Annotated in this window: 26 protein-coding genes; 13 read left to right on the forward strand and 13 right to left on the reverse strand. The window is 54.5% G+C overall.

Annotated features, from left to right (window positions below):
• Positions 1-150: 150 nt before the first annotated feature.
• The 4 genes from ACT3UM_RS22115 (at position 151) to ACT3UM_RS22130 (ending at position 6,457) form a co-directional block, all read left to right on the forward strand.
• Positions 151-1,506 (forward strand): aldehyde dehydrogenase family protein, encoded by a 1,356-nt coding sequence (locus ACT3UM_RS22115; RefSeq protein WP_498902208.1) that lies wholly within the window; start codon positions 151-153, stop codon positions 1,504-1,506.
• Positions 1,507-1,594: 88 nt separating this feature from the next.
• A complete protein-coding gene (locus tag ACT3UM_RS22120; protein ID WP_498902209.1) occupies positions 1,595-3,832 on the forward strand; it encodes an ATP-binding protein in 2,238 nt (745 codons plus the stop codon).
• Positions 3,829-5,604: a putative bifunctional diguanylate cyclase/phosphodiesterase gene (locus tag ACT3UM_RS22125; RefSeq protein WP_498902210.1), complete on the forward strand. Its 1,776-nt coding sequence runs from the start codon at positions 3,829-3,831 to the stop codon at positions 5,602-5,604. The genes ACT3UM_RS22120 and ACT3UM_RS22125 overlap by 4 nt, the downstream gene beginning before the upstream one ends.
• Positions 5,594-6,457: a MurR/RpiR family transcriptional regulator gene (locus tag ACT3UM_RS22130; RefSeq protein ID WP_498902211.1), complete on the forward strand. Its 864-nt coding sequence runs from the start codon at positions 5,594-5,596 to the stop codon at positions 6,455-6,457. Before ACT3UM_RS22125 ends, ACT3UM_RS22130 begins: the two co-directional genes overlap by 11 nt.
• A gap of 53 nt (positions 6,458-6,510) precedes the next feature.
• Here ACT3UM_RS22130 and ACT3UM_RS22135 read toward each other — a convergent pair whose 3' ends face one another.
• Positions 6,511-6,867, reverse strand: coding sequence for a RidA family protein (locus ACT3UM_RS22135; RefSeq protein WP_498902212.1), 357 nt, complete (start codon positions 6,865-6,867; stop codon positions 6,511-6,513).
• Positions 6,868-6,939: 72 nt separating this feature from the next.
• Positions 6,940-7,425 carry an Lrp/AsnC family transcriptional regulator gene (locus ACT3UM_RS22140; protein WP_498902213.1) on the reverse strand — a complete coding sequence of 162 codons (486 nt, stop codon included), beginning with the start codon at positions 7,423-7,425 and terminating at the stop codon, positions 6,940-6,942.
• Positions 7,426-7,628: 203 nt separating this feature from the next.
• On the opposite strand from ACT3UM_RS22140, the gene ACT3UM_RS22145 reads away from it, so the two are divergent.
• Positions 7,629-9,320 (forward strand): 2-isopropylmalate synthase, encoded by a 1,692-nt coding sequence (locus tag ACT3UM_RS22145; protein ID WP_498902214.1) that lies wholly within the window; start codon positions 7,629-7,631, stop codon positions 9,318-9,320.
• Positions 9,321-9,392: 72 nt separating this feature from the next.
• On the opposite strand, the gene ACT3UM_RS22150 is transcribed toward ACT3UM_RS22145, so the two are convergent.
• A complete protein-coding gene (locus ACT3UM_RS22150; protein WP_498902215.1) occupies positions 9,393-10,247 on the reverse strand; it encodes a universal stress protein in 855 nt (284 codons plus the stop codon).
• A gap of 189 nt (positions 10,248-10,436) precedes the next feature.
• On the opposite strand from ACT3UM_RS22150, the gene crcB reads away from it, so the two are divergent.
• From crcB to ACT3UM_RS22165, 3 genes are read left to right on the forward strand one after another with little or no spacing between them, the layout of a single operon-like run.
• A complete protein-coding gene (crcB, locus tag ACT3UM_RS22155) occupies positions 10,437-10,826 on the forward strand; it encodes a fluoride efflux transporter CrcB (RefSeq protein ID WP_498902216.1) in 390 nt (129 codons plus the stop codon).
• Positions 10,823-11,218 carry a fluoride efflux transporter FluC gene (locus ACT3UM_RS22160; protein ID WP_498902217.1) on the forward strand — a complete coding sequence of 132 codons (396 nt, stop codon included), beginning with the start codon at positions 10,823-10,825 and terminating at the stop codon, positions 11,216-11,218. Before crcB ends, ACT3UM_RS22160 begins: the two co-directional genes overlap by 4 nt.
• Positions 11,219-11,239: 21 nt before the next feature.
• Positions 11,240-12,205, forward strand: a complete 966-nt coding sequence (locus ACT3UM_RS22165; protein ID WP_498902218.1) for an arsenic resistance protein — start codon at positions 11,240-11,242, stop codon at positions 12,203-12,205.
• On the opposite strand, the gene cfa is transcribed toward ACT3UM_RS22165, so the two are convergent.
• The 3 genes from cfa to ACT3UM_RS22180 all read right to left on the reverse strand — a co-directional run bounded on the left by cfa (position 12,198) and on the right by ACT3UM_RS22180 (position 15,934).
• Positions 12,198-13,352 carry a cyclopropane fatty acyl phospholipid synthase gene (gene cfa, locus ACT3UM_RS22170; RefSeq protein WP_498902231.1) on the reverse strand — a complete coding sequence of 385 codons (1,155 nt, stop codon included), beginning with the start codon at positions 13,350-13,352 and terminating at the stop codon, positions 12,198-12,200. The genes ACT3UM_RS22165 and cfa overlap by 8 nt on opposite strands.
• Before the next feature lie 214 nt (positions 13,353-13,566).
• Positions 13,567-14,424 carry a universal stress protein gene (locus ACT3UM_RS22175; RefSeq protein ID WP_498902219.1) on the reverse strand — a complete coding sequence of 286 codons (858 nt, stop codon included), beginning with the start codon at positions 14,422-14,424 and terminating at the stop codon, positions 13,567-13,569.
• A gap of 19 nt (positions 14,425-14,443) precedes the next feature.
• A complete protein-coding gene (locus ACT3UM_RS22180) occupies positions 14,444-15,934 on the reverse strand; it encodes a SulP family inorganic anion transporter (protein WP_498902220.1) in 1,491 nt (496 codons plus the stop codon).
• A gap of 534 nt (positions 15,935-16,468) precedes the next feature.
• Between ACT3UM_RS22180 and ACT3UM_RS22185 the strand changes: the two genes are divergently transcribed.
• The gene (locus tag ACT3UM_RS22185; protein ID WP_498902221.1) at positions 16,469-17,482 is read left to right on the forward strand and encodes an isocitrate dehydrogenase; all 1,014 of its coding nucleotides are present in this window, start codon (positions 16,469-16,471) and stop codon (positions 17,480-17,482) included.
• Positions 17,483-17,513: 31 nt separating this feature from the next.
• Here ACT3UM_RS22185 and ACT3UM_RS22190 read toward each other — a convergent pair whose 3' ends face one another.
• Complete coding sequence (locus ACT3UM_RS22190; protein ID WP_498902222.1) at positions 17,514-19,697, reverse strand: heavy metal translocating P-type ATPase; 2,184 nt, start codon at positions 19,695-19,697, stop codon at positions 17,514-17,516.
• 68 nt (positions 19,698-19,765) lie between these two features.
• On the opposite strand from ACT3UM_RS22190, the gene ACT3UM_RS22195 reads away from it, so the two are divergent.
• Positions 19,766-20,245: a MerR family transcriptional regulator gene (locus ACT3UM_RS22195; protein ID WP_498902223.1), complete on the forward strand. Its 480-nt coding sequence runs from the start codon at positions 19,766-19,768 to the stop codon at positions 20,243-20,245.
• 2 nt (positions 20,246-20,247) lie between these two features.
• Here the strand turns inward: ACT3UM_RS22195 and ACT3UM_RS22200 are convergent, their stop codons facing one another.
• Positions 20,248-21,024: a ZIP family metal transporter gene (locus tag ACT3UM_RS22200; RefSeq protein ID WP_035585728.1), complete on the reverse strand. Its 777-nt coding sequence runs from the start codon at positions 21,022-21,024 to the stop codon at positions 20,248-20,250.
• 173 nt (positions 21,025-21,197) lie between these two features.
• On the opposite strand from ACT3UM_RS22200, the gene ACT3UM_RS22205 reads away from it, so the two are divergent.
• From ACT3UM_RS22205 to ACT3UM_RS22215, 3 genes are all read left to right on the forward strand, one after another.
• On the forward strand, positions 21,198-21,767 hold the full coding sequence (locus tag ACT3UM_RS22205) for a sigma-70 family RNA polymerase sigma factor (protein ID WP_498902224.1): 570 nt from the start codon (positions 21,198-21,200) through the stop codon (positions 21,765-21,767).
• Between the two features lie 17 nt (positions 21,768-21,784).
• Positions 21,785-21,988 (forward strand): zf-HC2 domain-containing protein, encoded by a 204-nt coding sequence (locus ACT3UM_RS22210; RefSeq protein ID WP_498902225.1) that lies wholly within the window; start codon positions 21,785-21,787, stop codon positions 21,986-21,988.
• Between the two features lie 371 nt (positions 21,989-22,359).
• Entirely contained in the window at positions 22,360-23,628 is a 1,269-nt protein-coding gene (locus tag ACT3UM_RS22215; protein ID WP_498902226.1) for a methyl-accepting chemotaxis protein, read from the forward strand.
• 66 nt (positions 23,629-23,694) lie between these two features.
• Here the strand turns inward: ACT3UM_RS22215 and ACT3UM_RS22220 are convergent, their stop codons facing one another.
• The 5 genes from ACT3UM_RS22220 to ACT3UM_RS22240 form a co-directional block, all read right to left on the reverse strand.
• Positions 23,695-24,345, reverse strand: coding sequence for a peroxiredoxin (locus ACT3UM_RS22220; protein ID WP_498902227.1), 651 nt, complete (start codon positions 24,343-24,345; stop codon positions 23,695-23,697).
• A 217-nt stretch (positions 24,346-24,562) separates the two neighbouring features.
• Entirely contained in the window at positions 24,563-25,174 is a 612-nt protein-coding gene (locus ACT3UM_RS22225; RefSeq protein WP_498902228.1) for a LysE family translocator, read from the reverse strand.
• A 161-nt stretch (positions 25,175-25,335) separates the two neighbouring features.
• A complete protein-coding gene (locus tag ACT3UM_RS22230; RefSeq protein ID WP_498902229.1) occupies positions 25,336-25,803 on the reverse strand; it encodes an S-ribosylhomocysteine lyase in 468 nt (155 codons plus the stop codon).
• A gap of 33 nt (positions 25,804-25,836) precedes the next feature.
• Positions 25,837-26,184 (reverse strand): putative quinol monooxygenase, encoded by a 348-nt coding sequence (locus ACT3UM_RS22235; protein ID WP_022522330.1) that lies wholly within the window; start codon positions 26,182-26,184, stop codon positions 25,837-25,839.
• 61 nt (positions 26,185-26,245) lie between these two features.
• Positions 26,246-26,923, reverse strand: a complete 678-nt coding sequence (locus ACT3UM_RS22240; RefSeq protein ID WP_498902230.1) for a haloacid dehalogenase type II — start codon at positions 26,921-26,923, stop codon at positions 26,246-26,248.
• Positions 26,924-27,000 lie beyond the last annotated feature (77 nt).

Here is a 27,000-nt window from a genome sequence, read left to right on the forward strand (position 1 = left end):
GTTTATATAAACCGTTTACACTCATCATCTATACCCACTGACTAGATCAACGGGCTAAATCAAGGGCTCTGCCAACGAAAGCAGATGCGGCGATTGAACTGCCGTACTTAACGTTAATGCCACGCCGGGAACGGCACATAAGGAGAGGCCATGACGCGCGATCTAACGAGTGACTTTCAAACGCAGCGCCAAGCGGCCGATCAAATGCCCTACCCGACGCTAACGGTGCGTCGTGACCGACTGGCCCGCCTAGCACGTATGACCAAGCATCATCAGCTTGAGATTATCCGCGCGATTCAAACGGATTTTGGTCAGCGCAGCGACGTGGAAATACGCATGGCTGAAATCAGCGCGCTGCTCCATGCTATTCGCCACGCCAGGCTGCATCTATGGCGCTGGATGCGCCCTTGGTCGGTCAGTATGCCTTGGCGTTTGATGCCTGCCCGTGCTCGCATCGCGCCACAGCCGCTGGGCGTTGTCGGGGTGTTGTCACCGTGGAATTATCCCTGGAGCCTGGCGCTAATGCCGGTCGTGGATGCCTTTGCAGCGGGCAATGTGGTAATGCTCAAACCTAGCGAGCACTCTCCCGCCACCAGCGCCCTACTGCAACGGCTGGTACCGCAATACTTCACCTCCGAAGAGTTCACGGTAGTGGAAGGCGGTATAGACGTGGCACGTCGTTTTAGCGAGCTGCCGTTCGACCACTTGGTATTCACTGGTTCGACGGCGGTGGGCCGCCAGATAGCCCAGGCGGCGGCGATAAATTTAACCCCGGTGACACTGGAGCTAGGCGGTAAGTCACCCGCTATTGTGGCGGGCGGTGCGGATATTGATAAAGCGGCTGCGGATATTATTTTTGGCAAAGGCATGAACGGCGGGCAAACCTGCATCGCCCCCGACTACGTGCTGGTTGAGAGCCGCCATCTTAGCACCCTGGTGAAAGCGTTGAGCGAGGCTATTCAACAGCAGCGCCCCAATGATCATGCGGCTACCCATGCGATTAATGCTGCTCACCAGCAGCGGCTCGATGCCATGTTACAAGAAGCCCAAGACCACGGCTGTAGAATCATCGATCACGGCCCTCATGCCCCGGCGCTGATTATCGACCCCCACCAGGGGCTTCAGATGATGCGGGAAGAGATTTTTGGCCGCTGCCTACCGGTCATTGGCGTTAGCGATATGGCGGCGGCAATACGCTATGTGAATGCCCGTCCCCACCCCCTAGCGCTGTATGCCTTCACACATGAAAAGGGCTTACAGCAGCAGTTGCTGCAAACGACTCGCTCTGGCGCGCTGGTATTTAATGCTACGCTGCTCCACCACGCAGTGCCTTCATTGCCCTTTGGCGGCGTCGGCGAAAGCGGCATAGGTGCCTACCATGGCCGTCATGGCTTTGAACGTTTTAGCCATTTGCGTGGCATCTTCTATCAAGCTAAACGCTCGGCTAGCCGCATGCTGTATCCACCTTACCGACGCTGGCTAATAAAACTTATAGGTCTTGGCTAAAGCTTGTAGATTAATGTCCGATATGTAATTACCTATTAGTCTAACGACCTTATAGAATGTTTTATTAATTCTCAGCTTTGGAATGGCCATGCACGCCCCAGACACTCCTCATAATGAAACACAGCGCCTGGCGGCCTTGCATGCTCTAGAGGTGCTCGATACGCCTCACGACTCGGCTTTTGAGAGCTTGACGCAACTGGCCCGCGATCTGTTCGATGTGCCTATCGCCTTGGTGTCATTAATTGATCAAGAGCGCCAGTGGTTTAAATCGCACCAAGGACTAGAGGTGTGTGAGACCGAGCGTGCGGTCTCATTCTGTGCCCACGCCATCGCCCATGACGCACCGCTTGTGGTTGAAGACACCCATAAGGACGAGCGCTTTGCAGACAACCCACTGGTCACAGATTCGCCGCGCATCAGGTTTTATGCGGGCTTTCCCATACGGCCCCTACAAGGCATGGCAGTCGGCACCCTGTGCATTATTGACCACCAACCGCGCCAGTTCAGCGAGCGGGATTTAAAGCTCCTCGGCAGTTTAGCGAGTCAGGTTGAAGAGCTGCTTCGCCAACACAAGCTGCAGCTGGAACTCACCCAGACCGCTAGCAGGATGCAAAAAGAGCAGCAACTGCTCAAAGTACTTCATCAAGGTATTACCGACTATCAAGCGCTGATGTCGGGAAAGCGGCTGTGGATATTTCTCATGGAGGCGCTGCGCGATCTGACCGATAGCGACTACGCGCTGATTGGCGAAGTGCTGCCTACCAACACCACCAACGCGCTCAAAATTCATGCCATTACTGATTTGTCCTGGAGCGAGGAGTCTCGTTATCTGATGGAGCAACTGCGTAGCGGCGACATGACCCTAACCAATCCCAAATCACTGTTGGGTCGTGTGTTCGCGTTTGGCGAGGTCATCCTGACGAACGATTTTGATAGCCATGTAAAACGCGGTGGTTTTCCTCCTGGGCATCCGCCGTTGCATAACTATTTGGGTGTGCCCATCTTCAGCGGCGAGCAGCTAATTGGTATGTACGCCATTGCCAACAGCACGCAGTCGCTCAATCAGGCGCTGCTGGATTGGCTACAGCCGTTTACCGATACCTGCTCGCTATTGATCAATCTTTACAGCCAAATGGCCGAACGCGAACAGGTCATGGGGGATCTGGCCGCAGCCCGCGACCAGGCGGAAACCGCCAGCCGGGCAAAAAGTGAATTTCTCTCATCGATGAGCCACGAGCTACGCACCCCGCTCAATGCGATTATTGGTTTCTCCCAGATTTTGGCTAATAGCCGCCGCGAACCGCTGGGCGAAAAGCAGCACCGCCAGGTTTCTCAAATCGAACGGAGTGGCCAGCACCTGCTCAGTCTGATTAACGAAGTACTGGATTTGGCCAAGATCGAAGCGGGTCATATGACGCTCTCCATCGAGCCGATTATTCTCGCCAATGTGTTTAATGACGCCTGCTCTACCCTGGAATCCACCGCCGAGGCGGCGGGCATTCAGTTCCGCTATACCCCACCGAATGATCGTTGGCAGGTCAATGCCGACTACACACGCACCAAACAGATACTGTTAAACCTGCTCTCCAATGCAATCAAGTACAACAGTGTCAACGGATCGATCAATATTACCGTGGCGCATTTAGTCGACTATGTGCGCATCAGCGTAACCGACACCGGCCCTGGCATTGCCCCTGAACGCCAACACGAGCTATTCGAACCCTTTAACCGCCTTGATGCAGAAGGTGGCAGCATCGAAGGCTCCGGTATTGGCCTGGCAATTACCCGCGAGCTGGTGGAACGTATGGAGGGCGAAATGGGGGTAGACAGCCAACCCGGTCAGGGCGCCACCTTCTGGTTTACGTTACCCACTACTGACGCAGACGCGATTGCCGAAGATTCCCCAACGCCCAGTGCGGTTCATGCCCAGCCCAGCAACGCCTTTACGCTGCTCTATATTGAAGACAACCCTGCCAATCAGCGCTTGATGGAAGACATCATTGAAGATTTGGACGAAATAACGCTGCAAATTGCGCCCAGCGCTGAAATTGGCCTGGAAATTATGCGCCACTGCTCGCCTGCTCTGGTGCTAATGGATGTCCACCTACCGGGTATGAACGGCTATCAGGCATTGGAAGCGATGCGCCGCGATCCACAGCTGCAAGCCTTACCAGTGGTGGCCCTATCGGCCAACGCTCTGCCGGGCGACATCAAGCGCGGTTTGGAAGCAGGCTTCAACGCCTACCTCACCAAACCGCTTGAACTTGATAAACTAGAAGCCACCATTACCCAGTTTATTCAGACTGCGTCAGGGAAGGAAGCATGAGCCTAACTGAAAAACACCTGCTAATTGTGGATGACAGCACGGTTAACATCGAGCTCATGTTCGATCTTCTTGATGAGTATGGTTTCGAGAACGTTCACGGCATCAACGACCCGCGACAGGTGCTTGCTCACTGCCAACAGCAGTTGCCTGATCTACTGCTGCTGGATATACGTATGCCGCACCTAGACGGCTACGCAGTGATTGAAGAGCTCAGTGCACATTTTGCCGAGCAGATGCCGCCGATTATCGTGCTGACGGCGCAAATTGATGACGTGACCCGCCATCGGGCTCTGAGTATGGGCGTACGCGATTTCATCACCAAACCGTTTAAGCAAGATGAAGTATTGCAACGCATACGCAATACCTTAAACATTGAACACCGCTACCAGGTGCGCGATAAGCAGGCCGATACCCTCGAACAGATGGTCGCCAAACGCACCCAAGAGTTAGATCGCCAGTCACGCACCGACCCTATTACCCAGTTGCCTAACCGGCGTGGATTAGACCAGGCGTTGCGTAAGGCGGCCCTTAAAGCTTCCGGCACGGGGCTACTGTTTATCGCGATTGATAAACTCGATGATGTGGTGCGCTTGCACGGCTACCGGGTTGCCGATCAACTGCTGTGTTTGATTAGCCAACGGCTGCGCCAACAGCTCGACGCTGAGTGCCTGCTCGGGATATGGGGAGGGAGCGAGCTGCTGGTCATTACCCCTACGGCAACCCCAACCAAGTTGCTGCACTTGGCCGAGCAACTGCTCGAGTGCTTCGAACAGGATCAGGCGCTGGAGGAGTTGCTGCTTCCCCTTAGTGCCCGTATCGGCATTAGCGCCGAAGCAGGCGACTTTGAGACAGAACGCTTGGTACATATGGCGGCCCTAGCACTGCCACCTCAGGAATCGCTCAAGGTTCAGTACTACACACCGGCGCTTGAGACCAAGCAGCGGCATCGGCTGCAACTTCAGCAGGCGATCCGCGGCGCCACCGAGCGTGGCGAGATGTCGCTCGCCTTTCAGCCCAAGCTCTCCCTGGCTGACCATAAGATTCTCGGCGCGGAAGCGCTGCTACGTTGGCAGCACCCGGAGTTCGGCCTCATCTCTCCAGGTGAATTTATTCCGCTGGCAGAGGCCAGTGGTGATATTCTCTGCATAGGCGACTGGGTGCTGGATGAAGCCATGCGCTATATCAGCACCTGGCGGGCACAAGGAGTGCTCAATGACGATTTTCATATTGCGGTGAATGTGGCCGCTCGCCAGCTGTCCCGCAAAGACTTTGCCCAACAGCTGCTTGCTCGGCTTGAACAGCGGCAAATCCCCGAGCGCTTCCTGGCCCTTGAAGTGACTGAATCGGGGCTGATGAGCGATATGAATCACGCTCGTCAGCAGCTCGCCCAATTGGCCGACATGAATATCGCCGTGGCCATTGACGACTTTGGCACCGGCCAATCGTCGCTGGCGTATATTAAAACGCTGCCCTTCTCGACGCTTAAGATAGATCGTGCCTTTGTGATGGACTTGGAAACCAGCGCGATTGACCGTCAACTGGCACATACCATTACCCAGCTTGCCCATAGCGTGGGCTGCGATGTGGTGGCGGAAGGCATCGAGACCTCTGGCCAGGCAGCCTATTTAAGCTCTATCGGCTGTGAAGCCGCGCAAGGGTACTTCTACGCCCGCCCGCTGCCTGCCGAAGCATTTGTGACGTGGTGTAGCGAATGGCAACCGCTTTGCTCCACACCTCTAATTTCCCATACGGAGACCGTTAATGGCTCATGACTTACTTGACCGCTTACGCGAACGTTTAGAAGAACTCAACCGCTCTGAGCGTAAAGTCGCCAATGTAATTCTTGAAGACCCAACGGTCGCCACCAGTCTAAGCATCGCTAGCCTGGCCCAGGCGGCAAGCGTCAGCGAACCCACGGTTAACCGTTTCTGCCGCAACTTTGGCGCCAAAGGCTACCCTGATTTCAAGATCAAACTGGCCCAGAGCTTAGCCGGTGGTACGCCCTACGTGACCCGCGCGGTGGAGCCCGGCGACTCTGCCACTCAGTACACCCACAAAATTTTTGGCGCCACCATCGCCGCCCTCGATCAAGCCCAGCGCGAAATCGATATGGGCGCCGTCGAACGCATGGTCGACTACCTCACCCAGGCCAAGCAGATCCACATTTTTGGCTTGGGCGCCTCGGGCGCGGTGGCCCAGGATGCCCAGCACAAGTTCTTCCGCTTCAACCTACCCGTGATGGCCTATATTGATGTGCTGATGCAGCGCATGGTCGCCGCCGCTTGTCACACAGGGGATGTGGTGGTGATTATCTCCTACACCGGACGCACCCGTGAGTTGGTGGATATCGCCCGCCTGGCGCGAGAAGCCGGGGCAGTGGTACTCGGTATCACCGCGCCCAACTCGCCGGTGGCCAACGAGTGCACCGCCACGCTGGATGTCGCCACCCCCGAAGATACCGACCACTACATGCCGATGACCTCGCGAGTGATTCAGTTAACGCTGATTGATGCGCTGGCTACCGGGGTGACCTTGAGGCGCGGCGAAGACTTCTTACCCCACCTCAAGAAAATCAAAGACAGCCTGCGCGATACCCGCTTTCCGGTGGAAAAGCCCGTTAAGTGAATGGGAAATCGTGAGGGGTGAATGGTAAATGGTGAGGAGTGCATAGAAAGCCGTTAGCTCACCGCGGCGGTCACGGTAATTTCCACTTTGAGTTCATCGGCAGGCAGCGGTGCGCAGACGCAGGTGCGCGCCGGTGCGTAGCCTGCGGGTACCCAGGCATCCCACACCTCGTTCATGGCGGCAAAGTCGCTGCCCTCTTTCAGGTAAATAGTCGCGCTAAGCAGCTGCTCACGGCTTGAACCAATCTCTTTCAGTAGCGCATCCACCCGCGCCAGCATGCTTTCCGTTTGGGCGGTGATATCGCCCTCGCGGGCCTCGGGGCCAGTCACCTGACCGCACAGATAGGCCACCCCCTGGTGAGTCACCGCACGGCTCATGCGAGCTTTTGTATCGTGACGCTGAATGGTCATAGGGAAAACTCCTAACAGATTGAAAAAAAGCAGTCTAAACCGCCTGGCCTACCCTTGACCATGCCTTCTGTATCAAAGCCGATCAGTCGGCACCGGGCGGTGTTCAAACACCCGCCGCAGTACAAAGCTGGTATGCGCGCCCGTTACCCCCTCGATGCGATTAATCACATGCAGTAGCAGATGCTGATAGTCATCCATATCGCGAACCAGGATCTTAAGCTGAAAATCCGCCGCCTGACCGGTAATGATCAGACACTCGATGACATTAGGTATCTCACGAATATGGCGCTCAAAATTATCGAAGCGCTCCGGCGTATGCTGATCCATGGAAATATGCAGTAGCGCCATTAACTGATAGCCCAGTTGGCGGGAATCGACCTCCGCACGGTAGCCCAGTATTAGGCCGTGCTCTTCCAGGGCACGCACCCGGCGCAAACAGGGCGAAGGCGAAAGCCCTATGCGATCGGCTAACTCCTGGTTACTGATACGTCCTTCCTGCTGGACAATATCCAGGATATGGCGATCAAAACGATCCAACACCAGTGGCGACACCGACATAAAAGGCAGCTCCTGCCAGAAAATAAAATATTAAAGAAACTTCCTGCCAATTATCATCTAACATCCCCTATCTTCGCAAGAACCTAGCGCTGCAAACCCTTTACACTATACAAGTTGCCAAAAGCAGCGAATCACTTAGCATGGCCGCCACAAGCAGCCGCTATCGATAACACTGTGACGACCACTACTTTAGGAACACCGCCATGCCTGCTTTCGATCATCGCAAATATCGTCCTGCGCCCCGCGTGCCTGCCTTCAATCGCCAATGGCCGGATCGTGATCTGGATCACGCCCCGATCTGGGTGAGCGAAGACCTACGCGACGGCAATCAGGCGCTGCTTGAGCCGATGACCGTTGAGCAGAAGCAGCGCTTCTGGCAGCAGATCGTTAAAGTGGGCATTAAAGAAGTCATGGTGGGTTTCCCTTCGGCCAGCCAGCCCGATTACGACTTTGTGCGCTGGCTGATCGAAGAGGATCAGATCCCCGAGGATGTCACCATTGCGGTACTGGTGCAGTGCCGCGAACATCTGATCGAAAAGACCTTTGCCTCACTGGTCGGCGCCAAGCGCGCCATTGTTCACCTGTATAACTCTACCTCGACCATTCAGCGCGAGCGGGTGTTTGAGATGGATCGCGCTGGTATTATCGATATCGCGGTGCAGGGCGCCACCTGGGTCAAAACCTATGCCGACCAATACCCCGATATTGAGTGGTGTTTCGAGTACACCCCGGAAAGTTTCTCCAGCACCGAGATCGATTTCTCACTGGAAATCTGCGAAGCGGTGATGGATGTCTGGCAGCCAACGCCGGATAACAAGTGCATTCTCAACCTGCCCACCACGGTGGAAGTGGCTGGGCCGCACCATCACGCCGACCAGATTGAGTACTTCTGCCAGCACATCAGCCGTCGCGACAGCGTGATTATCTCGGTGCATACCCATAACGACCGCGGTGGCGCGGTGGCCTCTGCGGAGCTCGCCCTGCTGGCCGGCGCCGAGCGGGTGGAAGGCACCCTGCTGGGCAACGGCGAGCGCACCGGCAATATGGATATCGTCACCCTGGCAATGAATCTCTACAGCCAGGGCATCGATCCGCAGTTGGATCTCTCCAACCCGGATGAAATTATTCAAGTGGTCAATGAGTGCACCGGTATCGCCATGCATCCGCGCCATCCCTGGGTGGGCGAGATGGTCTATACCGCTTTCTCAGGCAGCCACCAGGACGCGATTCGCAAATCCCTCAAGCATCAACAGCCCGACGAGCCGTGGCAGGTGGCTTATCTGCCTATCGACCCCCACGATATCGGCCGCGACTACCAGGCGGTGATTCGGGTCAATAGCCAGTCCGGCAAAGGCGGCATGGCCTTCCTGCTTGAGCGGGATTACGGTATAAACCTGCCGCGCTGGATGATGCTGGCCTTGGCGCCTTACGTGCAGCAAGAGAGCGAAAAACGCGCCAGCGAACTCTCCAGCGGAATGATTCGCCAGGTGATGTTCGATAATTTCACCCAGGAAGCGCCGCTAACGCTTATCGATTACCAACTCTCCAAAGGTCAGCAGGAAGGCATTGAGGTCACGCTGCAACAGGGCGATGAAACGCTGCGTCTTTCAGGTAAAGGTAACGGCGCCATGTCCGCGTTCACCGATGCGTGGCAGCGCCACTCTGGAAGCAGCGTGGGGATTATCGATTACAGCGAGCACTCCCTGGGTGCCAGCAGTGAAGCCAATGCCATCGCCTTTGTGCAGCTCAATATCGATGGCCAGCGGCTCTGCGCAGTGGCCGAGGACAGCGACACCGTAAGTGCATCGCTGAAAGCCCTGCTGTCGGGTATCAATCTCGCGGCTAAGACAACCGGTCAAGAAACTCAATCCCAAGCTGCTGCACTGGCACTCTAACGAACGCTATAACGTACCCATGCTTAGTGGCGCCGTGTCGCTAAGCATGGGGTGAAATGGCGGCATTCACTATCAGCGCAGAATCAAGACCGGCAACTGCGCTTTACGCAACATCGTGGTGGTGGTACTGCCAACTAACAGGTGGCGAATGCGCGAGTGGCCATAGGCGCCCATCACCAGCATGTCTATATCATGCTCTTGCTTATAGGTCCTCAGCGTCTCTTCCACCTCGCCCGCGCGTATCGCTCCTTCCGCGGTGTGCCCCGCTTCACGCAGGGTTTCCAGCGCCCAGGTTAGCTGCGAACGGTTTTCAGCGGTTTCCGCACCGACAATTACCACGTGACAGGTGGCGCCCTCAAACAGGGGGCTTTTGGCCAGCATTTCAACGCCTTTACGCGCAGTGTTACTGCCGTCGAACGCCATCATCACATTATGCGGCTGAGTAAACTGTTTCGGCACCATAAGAATCGGCCGGTGCATTTCCCGCACCACGCGCTCAAGGTTGGAGCCTAAATGACCGCTGGCTTGGTGCGCTGTCTCACCACGCTTGCCCACCACTAAAAGCCTTACGTCTTTTTCGTTCTCGACCAGGGTTTCCACCAGAGTGCCGTTGCGCTGCAAACACTGCGGGTCGGCAATACCGGCGTTGGTCGCGCGTTCCTTGGCGGCGTCTAATAGCAATCGACCGCGCTCACGGGAAACTTTGGCATGCTGCTCTTCAATCCCTGAGAGTTTTTCCAGCAGGTGTTCGCGGGTACCCAGGCCTAGATTACCGGTTAAATCGGGTTCGGCTATCTGGGCATGGTTATCCACGGTATGTATAAAACTGAGCGGGGCATGCAGTGCTTTGGCAGCCCATGCTGCGTAATCACACACACCTTCTGAAAACTGAGAACTATCGATAGCTGCCAACACGCGATCTGACATGGGTTACTTCTCCTTGAGCGGGTGCATCAACCTTATTGTTATTCTGTTCCTTTTCTACACGAACTCATTGACCTGCAACACCCTAAAACGTTCTTTCATGCTGTTCTGACGCTATAAAACGTGCGTGCTACACTTAGCAGCCTATTCATTGAGTGACCTATTATTAAGTGACCCAAGGAGGAGGCGGGCATGGGGCATGGCTTAGTAAGCGTACTGCTAGTGGCGCTGGGCGGCGCACTGGGTGGCATGGGTCGATTTGGAATTTCTAACCTGATGGCGCGCTGGCTGGGTAAAGCCTTTCCCTGGGGAACACTGGCGGTTAACGCCAGCGGTGCTTTTATCGCAGGCTGTTTATTGGGCAGTCAGGGCATACCCAGCGAGCAACCCTCGCTTTTTTGGCTATTTATGGTGGCCGGGCTGCTGGGGGGTTACACCACGGTTTCTTCCTTTAGTCTGCAAACCATTGAGCTATGGCAAAGCGGCCAAGCGCTGCGGGCGGCGCTCAATATGGGTGCCACTCTACTACTCGGTTTAGCCATGGTCGTACTGGGCTGGCTCGTCGCTGGGGGTTCTCTATGAACGCCTGGAAAGCCTATTTAGCCGTAGGACTGGGCAGTGGACTTGGCAGCGTATTGCGTTACGGCGTTTCGCTTGGCGCGTTCGCAACGCTTGGGGGAGCCTTCCCCTGGGGAACGCTGGCCGTTAACGTGCTGGGCTCTTGCTTGATTGGCTGGCTGGCGGCAAAGATTAGCCGTAGCCCTCACAGCCACATGGCTCGTTGGCAGCCCTTCTGGGTGGCCGGGCTTTGCGGCGGCTTTACCACCTTTTCGCTGTTTAGCTTAGAAACCATGCACTTTCTAGAGCAAGGCCAGATAGGCATGGCGCTGACATATATCATCGTCAGCTTGCCGCTATGGCTGTTGGCAGCCATCGTCGGCGAGCGTATCGCGCTTGCTCATCAACCATCCTAACCACCCAATACAGGATCGTTCATGCGCGATCGGTTAGAACAGCAACAGTCTTGGATCTATCTGGCATTTATCTGCCTGGGGCTAGGGCTGGGTGTATGGCTGCCAGCGCTGTCAGAGCCGCTGGAACAACTGCTATGGCCGCTGCTCGGCCTGTTACTGTACGCCACCTTCACCCAGATCCCCCTACTGCGTATTGCCAGTAGCTTTAAAGACACGCGCTTTATGGCAGCCCTTATGGTCGGTAACTTTATTGCCATTCCGGCCTTTTTAATCCTTATCGTTGTGTGGCTACCGCTTTCCCCTGCCGTGCTGGCAGGTGTGTTAATGGTACTGCTGGTGCCCTGTACTGATTGGTTTATCACTTTTACGCATTTAGGTAAGGGGGATACCGCTCAAGCGATTGCCGCCACCCCGCTCCTGCTGCTGGTGCAGATGATCGCGCTACCGGTTTATTTGTGGCTGTTCTTGGGCAGTGAGTGGTTTGGGCTGACTCTCTCCAGCGAGCTGCTGAGTGCTTTTGCAGGGCTTATTCTGACCCCTTTAGCGCTCGCCTGGCTGACCGAGTACGCCGCCCAGCGCCACAAAGCGGTAAAGCGAAGCGTGCATTACCTGGGATTACTGCCGGTTCCCCTACTGGCCTTGGTGGTATTTATGATTGCCGCGTCCCAGGTCAACACAGTGTTTGGCCTTAGCCAGGTGTTGGTTCAGGTGGTGTTGATTTTTATTGTTTTTTTAATCTTCGCGGCACTGCTGGGTAAGGGGTTGGGCAAGTTATTTCAACTGCCAACCGAAAGCGCTAGAACGCTAGCGTTTAGCTTTGGCACGCGTAACTCTTTTGTGATGCTCCCCATCGCCTTGACGCTACCTAGCGCCTGGCAGGCAGCCGTGGTGGTCGTGGTTTTTCAATCACTGGTAGAGCTATTTGGCATGGTGGCGTTCTTACGTTGGGTGCCTAGTAAGCTAATACCAGAGCAAAAACTTAACTAACCCGGGTGTATCCTCCCAGCACTCCCTGCTTACTCATCACCAGTTGCCAAAGATGGATTTCCCTGGCCCGAAAGGCACCGGCGCAGCTCAGCAAGTAGTAGCGCCACATGCGATAAAAACGCTCGCCATATTGGCTTTCAAAGGTCGGCCAGTGCGTCTCAAAGTTGTCGTGCCACGCCATTAGGGTACGGTCGTAATCGGCGCCAAAATTATGCAGATCCTCGATCACAAACAGCGTTTCAGCGGCATCTGTTATTTGCCCCAAGGCGGGTAGCTCGCCGTTGGGGAAAATATACTTATCAATCCACGGGTCAGTCACCGTATTGGCGATGTTTTTGCCAATGGTATGCAGCAAAAAAAGCCCGTCATCCTTTAAGCAGCGGTTGGCGACATTCATATATTCGCGGTAGTTTTTATGGCCAACATGCTCAAACATGCCGATGCTGACAATGCGGTCAAACTGCTCGGTTTCATCACGGTAATCCTTTAACCGGAATTCAACCGGCAGCCCTTTTTTGATCAGCCGCTGTCCAAACTCCGCTTGCTCTTTGGAGATCGTCAGGCCCACGCACTCCACCCCATAATGCTCAGCGGCATAGGCCATAAAACTGCCCCAGCCGCAGCCAATATCCAGCACCCGCATGCCAGGCTTTAATTGCAATTTGCGGCAGACCAGATCGAGTTTTGCCTCCTGGGCTTGATCAAGGGTTTGGGCATTTTTCCAGTAGCCGCAGGTGTAGGTCATACGCTGATCAAGCATCGCCGCATAGAAGTCATTACCTAGATCGTAATGCTTTTCGCCCACTTCCCAGGCGCGCTTGGCCGTCTGACGATTCAGCAGGCGCGAACGCAGCGAGTGATAGGCTAATTGAGTGGGCTTGATACGCTGCCCTAGCCGAGCACGCATTAAGCGGTAAAACAGTTCGTCCAGCCGTTCAGCATCCCACTCCCCTTTCATGTAGCTTTCGCCAAACCCCAGATTGCCTCGCGCAAGGGCGCTATCAATAACGCCTGGCGCATTCAACTGAATATCCCAAGAGCGATGACCATCAAGCCTGATATCGGCTTGGGCCAGCAGTTCGGCGACAAAACGGTGGGAGGGGGAGGCTTCATCGAAGCCAAGAGGCGATTTTTCCAACATGGGCATGTTCACAACAGGCTCCTCTCGCTATTCCAGTGAGTGAATAGGTCACAACCTATCTATCAGCATAGAAGCGCATTGCAATATTAGCATTATTTGATAAATAATTTTTTAGCCCCTTAAGGCAATAAAAAGCCGGCGCGCTCAAGAAACGAGGGCCGGCTGCGGGAAATAAATCGCAATGCGAGCTAGACGGTTATGCGTTACCGCTTATTGAGCCTTAGCGCAGAATCAGTACCGGTATGCGGCTACCGCGAAGCATTGTTGTTGTCGTGCTACCTACCAATAAGTGGCGAATACGCGAGTGCCCGTAGGCGCCCATTACCAGCAGGTCAATGCTGTGCTCTTTTTCGTAGGCTTGTAGGGCTTCATCAACCTCGCCTGCACGAATAGCACCTTCGGCTTGATGGCCCGCTTCACGCAATGTGCTCAACGCCCACTCAAGCTCAGAGCGGCGTTCAGCCGTTTCCGCTCCCACGATCAGCACATGGCACTCGGCGCCTGCAAAGAGCGGTGAACGGGCCAGCATCTCAACCCCTTTCCGGGCGGTTTTGCTGCCGTCAAAGGCCATCAAGATCTTTTCAGGCCGCTTGAAGGTCTTTGGCACCATCAGGATAGGACGGTGCAGTTCACGCACCACCCGCTCAAGGTTAGAGCCGAGATGGCCACTGGCCTGATAAGCAGTTTCTCCGCGCTTGCCCACCACCAGCAAACGCATATCTTTTTCAAGCCCTGCTAGCGTTTCAACCAGGGTACCGTTGAGCTGACGGGTAATGGGGGCGCTTACTCCATCTTCCAAAGCTCGCGCTTTGGCCGCTTCCAGCATCAACTTACCCTGCTCGCGATTCACCTTAGCGCGCTGCCCGTCGAGTTCCGAAAGCTCTTTCATTAGCCGTTCGCGGGCACCGAAACGCAGGTTGCCGGAAAGATTTTGCTCTTCGGGCACTTCAGAGTGATTGTCGACCACATGCACAAAGGTTAACGGTGCATCCATAGCCAAGCTTGCCCAGGCAGCATAATCGCAGACGCCTTCAGAAAACTGGGAGCCGTCAATAGCGGCTAAGACTTGATCTGTCATGTTGCACTCCTTGCGTTGGTTAGTGGCCGCCCATCAGCTTTTCAACCGCTTCGGGGTCGTTGTGTACCGCATAGCGATCCACTACCGTCGCGCTGGCTTCACTCAAGCCCACCATCTCTACTTCGGTACCTTCACGGCGGAATTTAATCACGATCCGATCAAGGGCCTGTACGGCAGTAACATCCCAAAAGTGTGCACGGGAAAGATCAATCGTCACTTGATCAATGCTTTCCTTTAGATCGAAAGCGGCCGTAAAGCGCTCAGAAGAAGCGAAGAATACTTGCCCCACCACCTGATACTCACGGTGCTTACCAGCTTCCACTTCTGTTGAACCAACGTAGAGAATGTTGCCCACTTTATTAGCAAAGAACAGCGCTGCCAGCAGCACGCCCACAAAAACGCCAATCGCTAAGTTGTGTGTACTGACGGTAACTGCAACCGTTGCCAACATGACAATATTGGTGCTGATCGGATGCTTTTTAAGATCACGGATCGACTCCCAACTAAAGGTACCGATCGACACCATAATCATTACCGCCACCAGGGCCGCCATTGGGATTTGCGATACCCAATCGGCTAAAAAGACCACCATCATCAGTAGCACGACACCCGCTATCAGCGTGGAAAGACGCGTACGGCCACCCGATTTAATGTTGATTACCGATTGACCAATCATGGCGCAGCCCGCCATACCGCCCATTAAACCTGCACCAATGTTCGCCACGCCCTGGCCCTTGCACTCGCGGTTTTTATTACTCGGCGTATCGGTGAGGTCATCAACAATAGTGGCGGTCATCATGGACTCAAGCAGGCCTACCACGGTCAGCATGATCGCGGTGGGGAAGATGATCATCAATGTTTCAAGGTTCAAGGGCACTTCTGGCCATAGGAACATAGGCAAGGTATCGGGCAGTTCGCCCATATCACCCACGCTACGAATATCCATGCCGCTGACCATATACACCACGGTTAACACCACTATGCACACTAGCGGCGAGGGAACTGATTTTCCGATGACGGGTAAATAGGGGAACAGGTAGATAATACCCAGGCCCGCCAACGTCATCACATAGACGTGCCAGGTGACGTTGGTCAATTCCGGTAGCTGCGCCATGAAAATCAAAATCGCCAACGCATTTACAAACCCCGTCACCACTGAGCGTGACACGAAGCGCATCAAATCCGCGAGTTTCAGATAGCCCGCAATTATCTGCAGTACACCGGTGAGCAGCGTTGCCGCCAGCAGATACTCAAGCCCATGCTCTTTCACTAGCGTTACCATCAGCAGCGCCATCGCACCGGTAGCAGCAGAGATCATGCCAGGACGACCGCCGGTAAACGCAATCACCACCGCGATACAGAAAGAGGCGTAGAGGCCGACTTTAGGATCAACACCGGCAATAATCGAGAAAGCAATGGCTTCGGGAATTAGCGCCAGTGCGACAACAATTCCCGAGAGCGTGTCGCCTTTAATATTGGAAAACCACTCTTGCTTACTGAAAAGAGACATTCAGGGAGTCCATGGTTAGAGATTGAGAGAATAAGAACGAGAAAATCGCAACCTTTGACGCAACGCAGCGGCGCATCTATAGCGCGCAATAAAAGACCAGTGAGTCAGTGCTGTAGCAATCAAATAGTCGGCCCGCCAATTAGCGGAAGAGTGGCAATAGCTTGCCGCAACGCCATGACAACGCAACAAACGCGCCAAGACATTTTGCTTGGGAGGGGAAACCTAGGGCGGAGTCATCAGCCCTAAAGTAGATAGTACCTGTGTTGAATTTGAAAGAGTCATTACGATTATGCCTTGCCGTCCGAAGAACGCGAATCAACATCACGTTGTGATAAGCCGGAGGATTTTACCAGTAATTTTGCCTTTCTGCATCCGCTGCTAAACCCTTCGCAGGGTGCCCAGCGGGCCTATTATGGCGTACCATTACCAGCAAATAACGACTTGCTTAGTCCCATCTATCACATTGAAGCGGCAATGCTTTGTATCCAACAGATACCTGTTCAACAAGCCTGCCGATTTAAAGAGGAGCAGTACATGAGCCAATCTATTGCAGTCATTAAGGGCGACGGCATCGGCCCCGAGATTATGGATGCCACGCTAAAAGTACTCGACGCGTTAGATTGCGGCTTAACCTACCAGCATATTGATGCGGGCTTGGGGGCACTTGAGAAACATGGAACGCTGATTCCCCAGGAATCACTGGACGCCATCGAAAAACACGGCATCGCGCTGAAAGGCCCGCTGACCACGCCGATTGGCAAAGGCTTTTCTTCGATTAACGTACAGTTGCGTCGTCACTTTGATCTTTACGCCAACGTGCGCCCGGCGATTAGCTTCCCCGGCACCCGCTCGCGCTACGACGACATCGATATGATCACGGTTCGGGAGAACACCGAAGGTGCGTACCTTTCCGACGGCCAGGAGATGATCGACGACGGCAACACCGGCATTTCGGTGATCAAAGTCACCCGCAAAGGCTCAGAACGCATCGTGCGCTACGCCTTTGAGCTGGCCAAAAGCAACGGCCGCAAGAAGGTCACCGCGGTACATAAAGCCAATATCATCAAAACCAGCTCGGGTTTGTTCCTGGACGTGGCGCGGGAGATCGCCAAAGAGTACCCCGAGATCGAATTTCAAGAGATGATCGTCGATAACGCCTGTATGCAGCTGGTAATGAACCCGCATCAGTTTGATGTGGTGGTCACTACCAACCTGTTTGGCGATATTCTCTCTGACCTGTGTGCGGGCTTAGTCGGCGGTTTGGGCCTAGCGCCTGGCGCGAACATTGGCGAAAAGGCCGCGATCTTTGAGGCTGTACACGGTTCAGCGCCGGATATCGAAGGCAAAAATATCGCCAACCCCTGTGCCCTGCTGCTCGCCGCCGCCCAGATGCTCGACCATCTGGGCATGGCCGAGAAAGGCACCGCCATCCGCCAGGGTATTCGTAACGTGCTGGAAACCCGCCGCGACATGGTCACCCCCGATATGGGCGGCACCGGCACCACCGACTCCTTCGCCCAGGCGCTGGTCGAGTACGTCCAGAGTTAGTACGTTCAGGGCTAACGCGGGTTGTTGCGTTTTAAACGTCGTTAAAACGGTAACGCAACAGGTATAACGCATTGAGGGTGACCAGCACGGTCGCCCCAGTGTCCGCCATTACCGCGACCCACATGCCGGTGATCCCCAGCACTGTCGAAACCAAGAACAGCGCTTTGAAGCCTAGCGCCAACGCTACGTTGGTTTTGACGTTGCGCATAGTGGCCCGGGAGAGCGCAATCATTTCGGCGATCCCACCCACGCGGTTTTTGAGCAGCGCCGCATCGGCGGTTTCAAGCGCTACATCCGTGCCGCTGCCCATAGCAATGCCTACCTCTGCTGCCGCCAGCGCCGGTGCATCGTTAATACCATCGCCCACCTTGCCTATCGGCCCCAGCCCCTGCGCTTGCCATTCATGCACGCGCTGGGCTTTATCTTCCGGCATCAGCTCGCCTTCTGCTTCGATGCCCAACTGCTTACCAATAGCGGCCACGGTGCGGGCATTGTCTCCGCTGAGCATAACGGCCTGCACGCCTAGGCGCTCTAACGCTTGAAGCCCCTTGCGAGCATCTTCACGAGGCTCATCCCGCAAGGCGATTAGACCGATAGGCCGCTGGTTTTCTAATAGAACTGCGAGGCTTTTACCCTGGGTTTCCAGCGCAGTAATGCGGGTGTCTATCTTGCTGGTGCGCTGGGTGAGCGTTTGTAAGTAGCGCGGACTCACTAGCATTAATTCACGCCCTTCCACCTGCCCGGCAACGCCGTGCCCCGCTAACGCACGGCCACCGTTCACTTTAGGCAACGTAGCTTTTGACTGCTGGCCGTTATTATTTTGAAAATAGTCACTAATCGCCACGGCAAGGGGGTGGCTTGAACCCTGCTCCAGGGCGGCGGCAAGGCGTACTATTTCATCATCACTGACGCCATCAACGCTCTCTATATCTGTCACTGTGGGCTTGCCCGCGGTCAGCGTGCCGGTTTTATCCAGCGCAACCCGTTTGAGTTTACCTAACTGCTCTAATACCGCGCCGCCTTTCATCAGCAGACCGTTACGAGCCCCCACCGATAACCCGGCGGCAATCGCCGCAGGCGTCGAGATCACCAGCGCGCAGGGGCAGGCAATCAGCAGCAGCGCCAGGGCGCGGTAGATGGATTCAGACCACAGCATCGTCGACACCAGCGGCGGTACGATAGCGACCAGCAGCGCCACCCCAACCACCGCAGGCATATAGTAAAACGCAAAGCGGTCAATAAAGCGGGCCACCGGCGCTTTCGCCGCCTGGGCCTCTTCCACCAGCTTAATCACCCGGGCGATAGTGTTGTTTTCCGCGCTGCGGGTCACCTCGACCTCTAATACGCCATCCAGATTGACGGTGCCCGCAAACACCGTTGCGCCTTCGCTACGCTCCCGAGGCACTGATTCGCCATTGACGGGCGACTCATCAATTGAAGAGTGACCAGACACAATTTGTCCATCACAGGGTAGCCGGTCGCCGGGGCGTACCTGCACACGCTGGCCAGGCTGAAGCGAGGCCGCAGAGATCTCGCGCACTTCTCCCTGTTCCAGCAGACGCGCGGTGGAGGGTGTCAGCTTAGAAAGCGCTGAGATACTGCGCCGTGCCTGGGCTGCGGCAACGCCCTCCAGCAGCTCCCCCACGGCAAACAGAAACACCACCACCGCCGCTTCGGCGGCTGCATTGATTGCCAACGCCCCCAAGGCGGCGATGCTCATCAGCATTTCAATGGTGAAAGGGTTGCCCAGTTTGAGCGCTTGCCAGGCATGCTGAATAATCGGCACTAGACCCACCAGCGTCGCCGCAATAAAGGGCCAACTGCCCAGGGCGGGCCAGGCAAATTTAAGCCCCCAAGCAAGCGCCAGCAATGCGCCACTGACTATCACTAATCGCCCTTTTGGCGATTGCCACCAAGAAGGTGTTTTTTGCGATTCCGCCGTGTCCGCCGACTCGTCCAATACCCGGTAACCGAGTGCGTTAATCGTCGACTCAATCTCCGCACGTGGCAGCGCTTGCCCTGGCGGTGGGGTGAGTTGAACCGACCCAGCCAGCGAGCTCGCAGAAACCTGCTCAACGTGATTTAAGCGCTTTAGCGCTGATTCAACTTTACGCTCACAGCCACCGCAGTCCATGCCCTGCACGCGCAGCGTGGTGGATGGGGTTGTCGGTTGTGGGGTGGGCTGTGCGGTCTTAGCATGTGTAGCGTCATTCATCGCTCTTCGCTCCAAGTTCGTCTATCTTAAGAGCAGCGTAATACCTATAGTTACTAGAGGTTCAAGCAATGAAAGAGCAAAACCCTGAGCCATCCGCCACTGCTCGTTATATTGGCATTGGCGAACTGGCGCGCGAGTCTGGCTGCAAGCCAGAAACAGTGCGTTATTACGAACACATTGGGCTACTGCCTTCAGCCCCGCGCAACGAGGGCAACCAGCGGCGCTACACCACGGCAGCCATCCGCCGATTGACGTTTATTCGCCATTCACGGGATTTTGGTTTTTCAGTGGAGGCGGTAAGAGAATTGCTGGAAATGGCCGACCACCCTGCGATGCCTTGCCAGGAAGTGGATGCGCTGGCAAAACGTCATCTTGCCGAGGTGGAAGCAAGACTGGCACGACTCACTGCGGTACGCGATGAGCTTAAACGCATGATCAACCAGTGCGCGGGGGGCAGTGTTGGCCAGTGCCATATTATAGACGTGCTCAGCGACCACCGGCTGTGCCATCAGGCGGGCCCGCACGGTGGCGCGGAAATCATAGGTTAGGGCTAACCCAACCACACATCCAAAAACAGCATAATCACCAGCCCCATCGCCAAGCCAAAGGTAGCCTTTTTCTGGTGCCCGCAGCGGTGGGTTTCGGGGATGATTTCGTGGCTGATGACATACAGCATGGCACCGGCGGCAAACGCCAGCCCCCAGGGCAGCAGTATTTGGGAAACGCTAACAATACTGGCGCCAAACAAGCCACCGATGGGCTCGATGAGGCCGGTTAGGGCGGCAATCGACCAGGAGCGCCACTTTGAATAGCCCTCCCCCATCAAAGCGACCGCAACGGCAAGCCCTTCAGGCATGTTCTGCAGGCCAATGCCGATAGCCAGCGGCATTCCGCCCTCTAAGCCATTGGCACCAAAGCCGACACCCACCGCCATGCCTTCCGGCAGGTTGTGAATGGTAATCGCAAATACAAACAGCCATACCCGGCGCAGCGAAGCGGCTTCCGGCCCCTCACGCCCCTGGGCAAAGTGTTCATGGGGAAGATGCTCGTTAAGCAGGGCGATGGCCCCCATACCGAGCAAAATAGCCGCACAAACAATCCCGGCAGGCACAGGGCCACCGGCATAGTAGATTTCTGCAGCGTCCAGCGCGGGGATAATCAACGAGAAAAATGACGCTGCCAGCATCACACCCGCCGCAAAACCTAACGCTAAATCACGAAAGCCACGGCTAGGCGTTTTGCCTAACAGCACCGGCAGCGCACCCACCGCCGTCAACAATCCAGCAATTAAGCTGCCCAAAAACCCCAGTAACAATGTATTTTCCATGGACAGCATAAACTCGATTGGCAAACTGAAAGGCATCAAAGAGAACGACACGTTGTTGTCTAACGTGGTATCAACACGTACTTTAACGCATTAATGACAAATGAATAAATAATGATGATGTTTATGAGCACGATGTAAACGTGCGCCCAGGAGACCTTAATAAAGGGAACCACGTGCCTTTTTCCGCCACCTTAGCCGCCGCCCACTTTACCCAGCTACGACCACGTTTAGTGGCTTTTGCGCGGTTGCAGCTGCGTGATGCTACCGCCGCTGAAGATGCGGTGCAGGAAACCTTGCTCACCGCCTTTGAGAAAAGCGCTTCCTTTGAAGGGCGCTCCGAGTTCGAGACCTGGGTATTTGGCATTTTGAAATACAAAATTCTAAATCAGCTCCGTCAACAGCGCCGTCAAGGAACGTGGCAACCGTTAGACCAGGACTTAGATGACGACACCCTTGATCGTCTGTTTCAGCAGGATGGTCACTGGCAGAGCGCTGCCCGTCCTAGCCAGTGGGGCGAGCCGGAGCAGGTGTTGGAAAACCAGCGATTTTGGCAGGTATTTGATGCCTGTTTGATCGCCTTGCCGGAAAGCATCGCACGGGTATTTACCCTGCGTGAACTCATGGGGCTTTCCACCGCCGATATCTGTAAGGAAACCGGCATTACTGAAACCAATTGCTGGGTCATCTTACACCGTGCGCGTTTACGGCTAAGAGAGTGCTTGGATCATGGTTGGTTAAATTAGCTGAAAAGGAGCCTGATATGCTTATGTGCCGCGAAGCCACAGGGTTAATGTCTTTAAAGCAGGATAAAACGCTAACGTTACGTGAAAGGATGGCTCTGCGTATTCATCTATCAATGTGCCGAGCCTGCCGCACCTGCGCCCGCCAATTCGATCTGCTGCACCAAGCTGGCAAACATCACCCCGCTTCTCTGGTTGATTCTCGCCAAACCCAAGGCGACTAATTCCTCGACCTGACACTGCAAGTCACGTCCCCCTCCTTCGCTTGCTCACAAGCGGGGTGCCTGGTACGCCTGAGAAAATATTACACCAACCCTGTACACGGCTGTGCTTTTCTTAGCGCCTCGTCTATAATATTATCTATACACAACCTATACACAAAAAATTTACATCCAATGATTAGTTCATTAAGTGCGCATAGCCTTAGCAGGCTGCGTATAAAAACCTGATTATTAGAAGCAATTAAGAATCAACAGAACCAATACCCTCACAATTGCAACATTTTGTGTCATACGGATACAAAATGATGCTTATAAAATGGGACTGTTCTAACCTTGTACACATGACTTGAATAGCCCCATCGACAGGATTAATAATGCTCACACTTCTCGCTCCTAATGGTTTACACAGTGCGCTATATCAACACACCGCTTGTATCTCTTTTACACCTGAAGGGGTTATTAAGCAGGCAAGTGAGCAATTCCTAACCGCCGTCGGATACACCCTGAACCAAGTGAAGGGGCAGCACCACCGGGTCTTCTGCTTTCCTGAAGAGAGCAGTAGCCATGAGTACCGTGCGTTTTGGCAATCACTGGCAGCAGGGCATAGCCAACAAGGCCGCTTTAGGCGTTCCAATGCCCACGGCGAGGAAATTTGCTTAGAGGCCACCTACTTACCGATTAGTAACCGGCGGGGTAAGGTTGTTGAGGTATTCAAAATCGCCAATGACGTAACCACCGTCCACCAAGAGGCTCAGCGCAAAAACGCTGTCTTAGAAGCGTTAAATAGCTCCATGGCGGTGATTGAATTTACCCCCAGCGGTGAAATTCTCAATGCCAACTCAAATTTTGAGCAGGCGATGGGGTACCGAAATGAGGAATTAGTGGGCGCGCACCATCGTATGTTTTGTCCCGCCAACTTCTCACAAGCCAATCCGCATTTCTGGGAACGGCTTGCTCAGGGTGAATACATGCAAGGGAAGTTTGAGCGCCTGGATTCTCGCGGCGCCAGCGTATGGCTAGAGGCAACTTACAACCCGATTAAAGATAGCCATGGAAACGTCGTTAAAGTGGTCAAGTTTGCCACCGATATTACCCGCTCCGTTCAAGCAGCAGAATCCGCCACACGGGCTATCACTGCCGCCCAAAGCACCTCTTCGCAAACAGAGCAGATCGCCCAAAACGGTCTTAGCCACCTGCAGCGTGTTGTCCGTGATTCAGAGCAAGCGGCGCTAACCTTGGCTGAAGCACAGCAGCTAATCGCCGCGCTTAATAAGCAAGCACAGAGCATCAATAGTATTACCGAGTCGATTGCCAAGATTGCCAATCAAACAAATCTACTCTCGCTCAATGCGGCGGTGGAAGCCGCGCGGGCGGGCGAGCAGGGTCGCGGGTTTGCGGTGGTGGCTAACGAAGTGCGCCGTTTGGCCAAAGGCTCCAGTGAAGCGGTGGAGGATATTACCCGGGTGCTAAAAGAGAACAGCGCCTTGGTAGAGCGCACCACTCACGCCATGCAGCAGGTGGTCGAGCAGGGAAAATCTAGCCAAACCAGCGTGAGCGAAATTGAGATTATCGTCAATGAGATACTCACTGGGGCACGCAATGTTTCAACATCCATTGAACAACTTGCGCTAGAGTCCGCTTGATGCACCATGCAAAAGCCAGCGCATAGACGCTGGCTTTTCGCTTCTTACATAACTCTATTAACGCCATTAGCGCAGTGGCGTTTTACGTAAGTAAGGCAGAACAGTTTCGTATTCGCCATACTTCTGTTTGGCATCCGCGTCAGAAACGCTTGGCGGAATAATCACATCCTGGCCTATCGTCCAATCAGCCGGGGTGGCAACACCGTGTTTCGACGTAGTCTGCAGCGCATCCAGGGCACGCAGGATTTCCGCAAAGTTGCGCCCTACGGTCATCGGATAGGTCATGGAAAGCTTCAACTGCTTATCCGGCCCGATAATAAACACCGAGCGCACGGTTGCGCTATCGGCTGGCGTACGGCCATCGGGCAGGTAGGCATCTTCTGGCAGCATGTCGTAGAGTTTTGACACCTTTAGCCCGGCATCGGCGATGATCGGAAAATCGACCTCGCTGCCGCTGACGGTTTGGATGTCATTACCCCAGCGTTTGTGATCTTCCACGCCATCCACGGAAACACCAATCACTTTGGTACCGCGTTTCTTCCACTCAGCACTCAGCTGCGCGACGGCACCAAACTCTGTGGTGCAAACTGGGGTAAAGTCTTTAGGATGCGAAAATAGGATCGCCCAGCTATCGCCAATCCAATCATGAAAACGAACCGGCCCTTGGCTAGTCTCCGCTTCGAAATCAGGTACGACCGCATTAATACGTAATGACATGCTCTCCTCCTTATATAGGCGTTAGACGCCCTAATACCTTATTTGACTTTCAACGCCTTCACTATAGATCATTTAGCGCTAAGACAGCGAGTTATCAGGCGCAGTTCACCTCTCTTGTACATTGATTCTTTCCCGAAAATCGTCGCCAAAAGCGGCGCTGAGATACATTTTTCGATTAACAGAGAGGCCTGATCATATAAACCAAGCCATCATGAACTCACGCCCTTAGCGGCAACGCAGCACCAATGGCAACAAAGATACCGCCACAGGTGCGGTTGAATCCTCGGCCCACGCGTTTCAACCAGTGACGGATGCGGTTAGCCATATTGGCGAGCAGGCCTTCTACTAAACATTCGATAGTCACGAAAGTGCCTGCCAGCATGAAAAATTGCAGCATCAAGCTGCCCTGTGGGTCGATAAACTGAGGCAGGAAGGCGCTGAAAAACAGCAACACTTTGGGGTTAGTAATTGAAGCCAATACGCCCTGACGATATAAGTGCCAGCCACTCGTTTGGCTTACATTCACCTCAATCTCACCGGTAATCGGTGGTGAACGCCATACTTGAATCCCCAGCCAAATAAGATAGGCCCCACCGACCCACTTTAACACTGTCAGCCACACCACCGACGACTTAAGCAACGCCCCAATCCCAAACATGCACAAGCCAATAATCAACATAAAACCTGTGGCGCCGCCGATGATGGTAAACAGGGTTTTACGGCTTCCATGGATAGCACCGTGGGTCAGCGCCAGTAAGCCGTTGGGCCCTGGCGAAAGCGATAGACCAATGCAGGCGATAAGATATAAAAGCCAAGTATCCAACAGCATATTAATGCCTCACCGGTGGGAAAACACATGTGTTGTGCCAGCATGTCACCGTTGGCGGGTGTTTTCCATTCGTTAATACAGAGACAATAAAAAACGCCTCACTGGGTTACATATAGCCCAGGAGGCGTTGGGTTTACTGCGTTTACATTTTCACATAGCGCTTAAGCGAATACTTCGGTCCACTCGCTGCGCTTGGCCAGCAGGTTGCGGGCCAGTTCCTGGGCGCCTTCCAGGCTATGGCTGGCGGCCCAGCCGCACTGCATTTCGTTGCAGGCGGGTACTTCGGTAGCTGCAAGCACGTCGTTTAGGGTTTGTTCGATGATCGTAATCACGTCATCGTAGTCGTCGTGGTTAATCATCGCGATATAGAAGCCGGTCTGGCAGCCCATGGGGCTGATATCGACCACTTTATCGGTGTGATTGCGCGACAGCTCAGCCATTAAGTGCTCAAGGGAGTGCAACGCGGGCATATCCATATGAGCTTTGTTGGGCTGGCAAATACGCAGGTCGTATTTATGAATACGGTCGCCGTTCTGGCCTTCTTTAATATCGGCCAAGCGCACGTACGGGGCTTTGACCTTGGTGTGGTCCAGGTTAAAGCTCTCGACGTTCATCTTTTGATCGGTCATGTTAGCTCCTTTCTCGCTTAAAGCTTGATTCACTTAAACCTTGGGCGCGTCAAAGTTCCAGGGCTCATCGGTGTAAACACACACGTTGGCATCTTCTATATCACCATCCGGCGCTTCAACGTGCTTGGCAAAGAAGTCTTGAATCTCTTTGCGCTGGCAGTGGGCTTCAAACTCTTCGCGGCTGGCCCAAATTTCATGAAAAACAATTGGGTAACTGGTGCCTTGAGCAAAAGGGTTGTCTATCTGCCGGGTCACGGTGTAGTGAATACAGGCATCTTCCCGGTGGGTATTTGGCTCTAACGACTGAAGCGCTTTGAACACCGCTTCTTCCTTACCTGGTTTGGGCTTAAAACCAGCAACACAATAAATTTTTTCTGACATGGTCATCTCCTAAGTCGTTAAGCGTGCATCATTATGCGGCTTGTCGACGTAGGTTAACAACCTAGCGGATGATGCGCTCAGCCAATGCTTCTAGATCAGTAACCGTCATATCCGGCTCGACACCCCAAGGGTCGAAGGGTGCGTCTGAACTGCGACGTATCCAGGCACTGCGTAACCCTGCATGGGTGGCGCCAATCACATCAAAGGGGTTACTGGACACCAGCCATGTGTGCTCGGGGCGTGTTTCCAAGCGGCTACGCAGATGAGAGTACACCGCCGGATCAGGCTTAAAGCGCTTCACCTCATCGGCGCTAATCACATCGTCCATATGGCTCTCAACGCCTGCGCGAGTTAGCAACTTGGACACGGCTTCTGTAGTGCCGTTCGAAAACGCCACGCAGCGTATGCCCGAATCGCGAAGCTGATCAAGTGCAGGGACTACATCGTCAAACGCGGGTAGTTCGCCGTATACCGCCATCAGGTGGTCATGGTCATTATCCGAAAGACCGGTTTGCAGTGCGCGGTCGATAAACACCAGCGCTTCGCGGGTGCACTCCGAAAACGGCACATAAGCCCCCATCAGTCCGTGGCGAAAGCTGTACTCTAGCTGTTTATCACGCCAGCGGCGGGCAAACTCACCTGCTTTGGAGGCATCCGAGAGGCGGCGTTCAAGCTCAACGGTAACCCCTTGGGTATCGATCAACGTGCCGTATACATCGAAGGCTAAGACCGGTTGCATCGTTGGCTACTCCTTAACTTTCAATTAATTGTGATCTGAGTTCAGCCTATATCTTTAGCATAGTAGACACCTTCAAT

This window comes from Halomonas sp. AOP13-D3-9 (assembly GCF_052379125.1).
GTDB lineage: Bacteria > Pseudomonadota > Gammaproteobacteria > Pseudomonadales > Halomonadaceae > Vreelandella.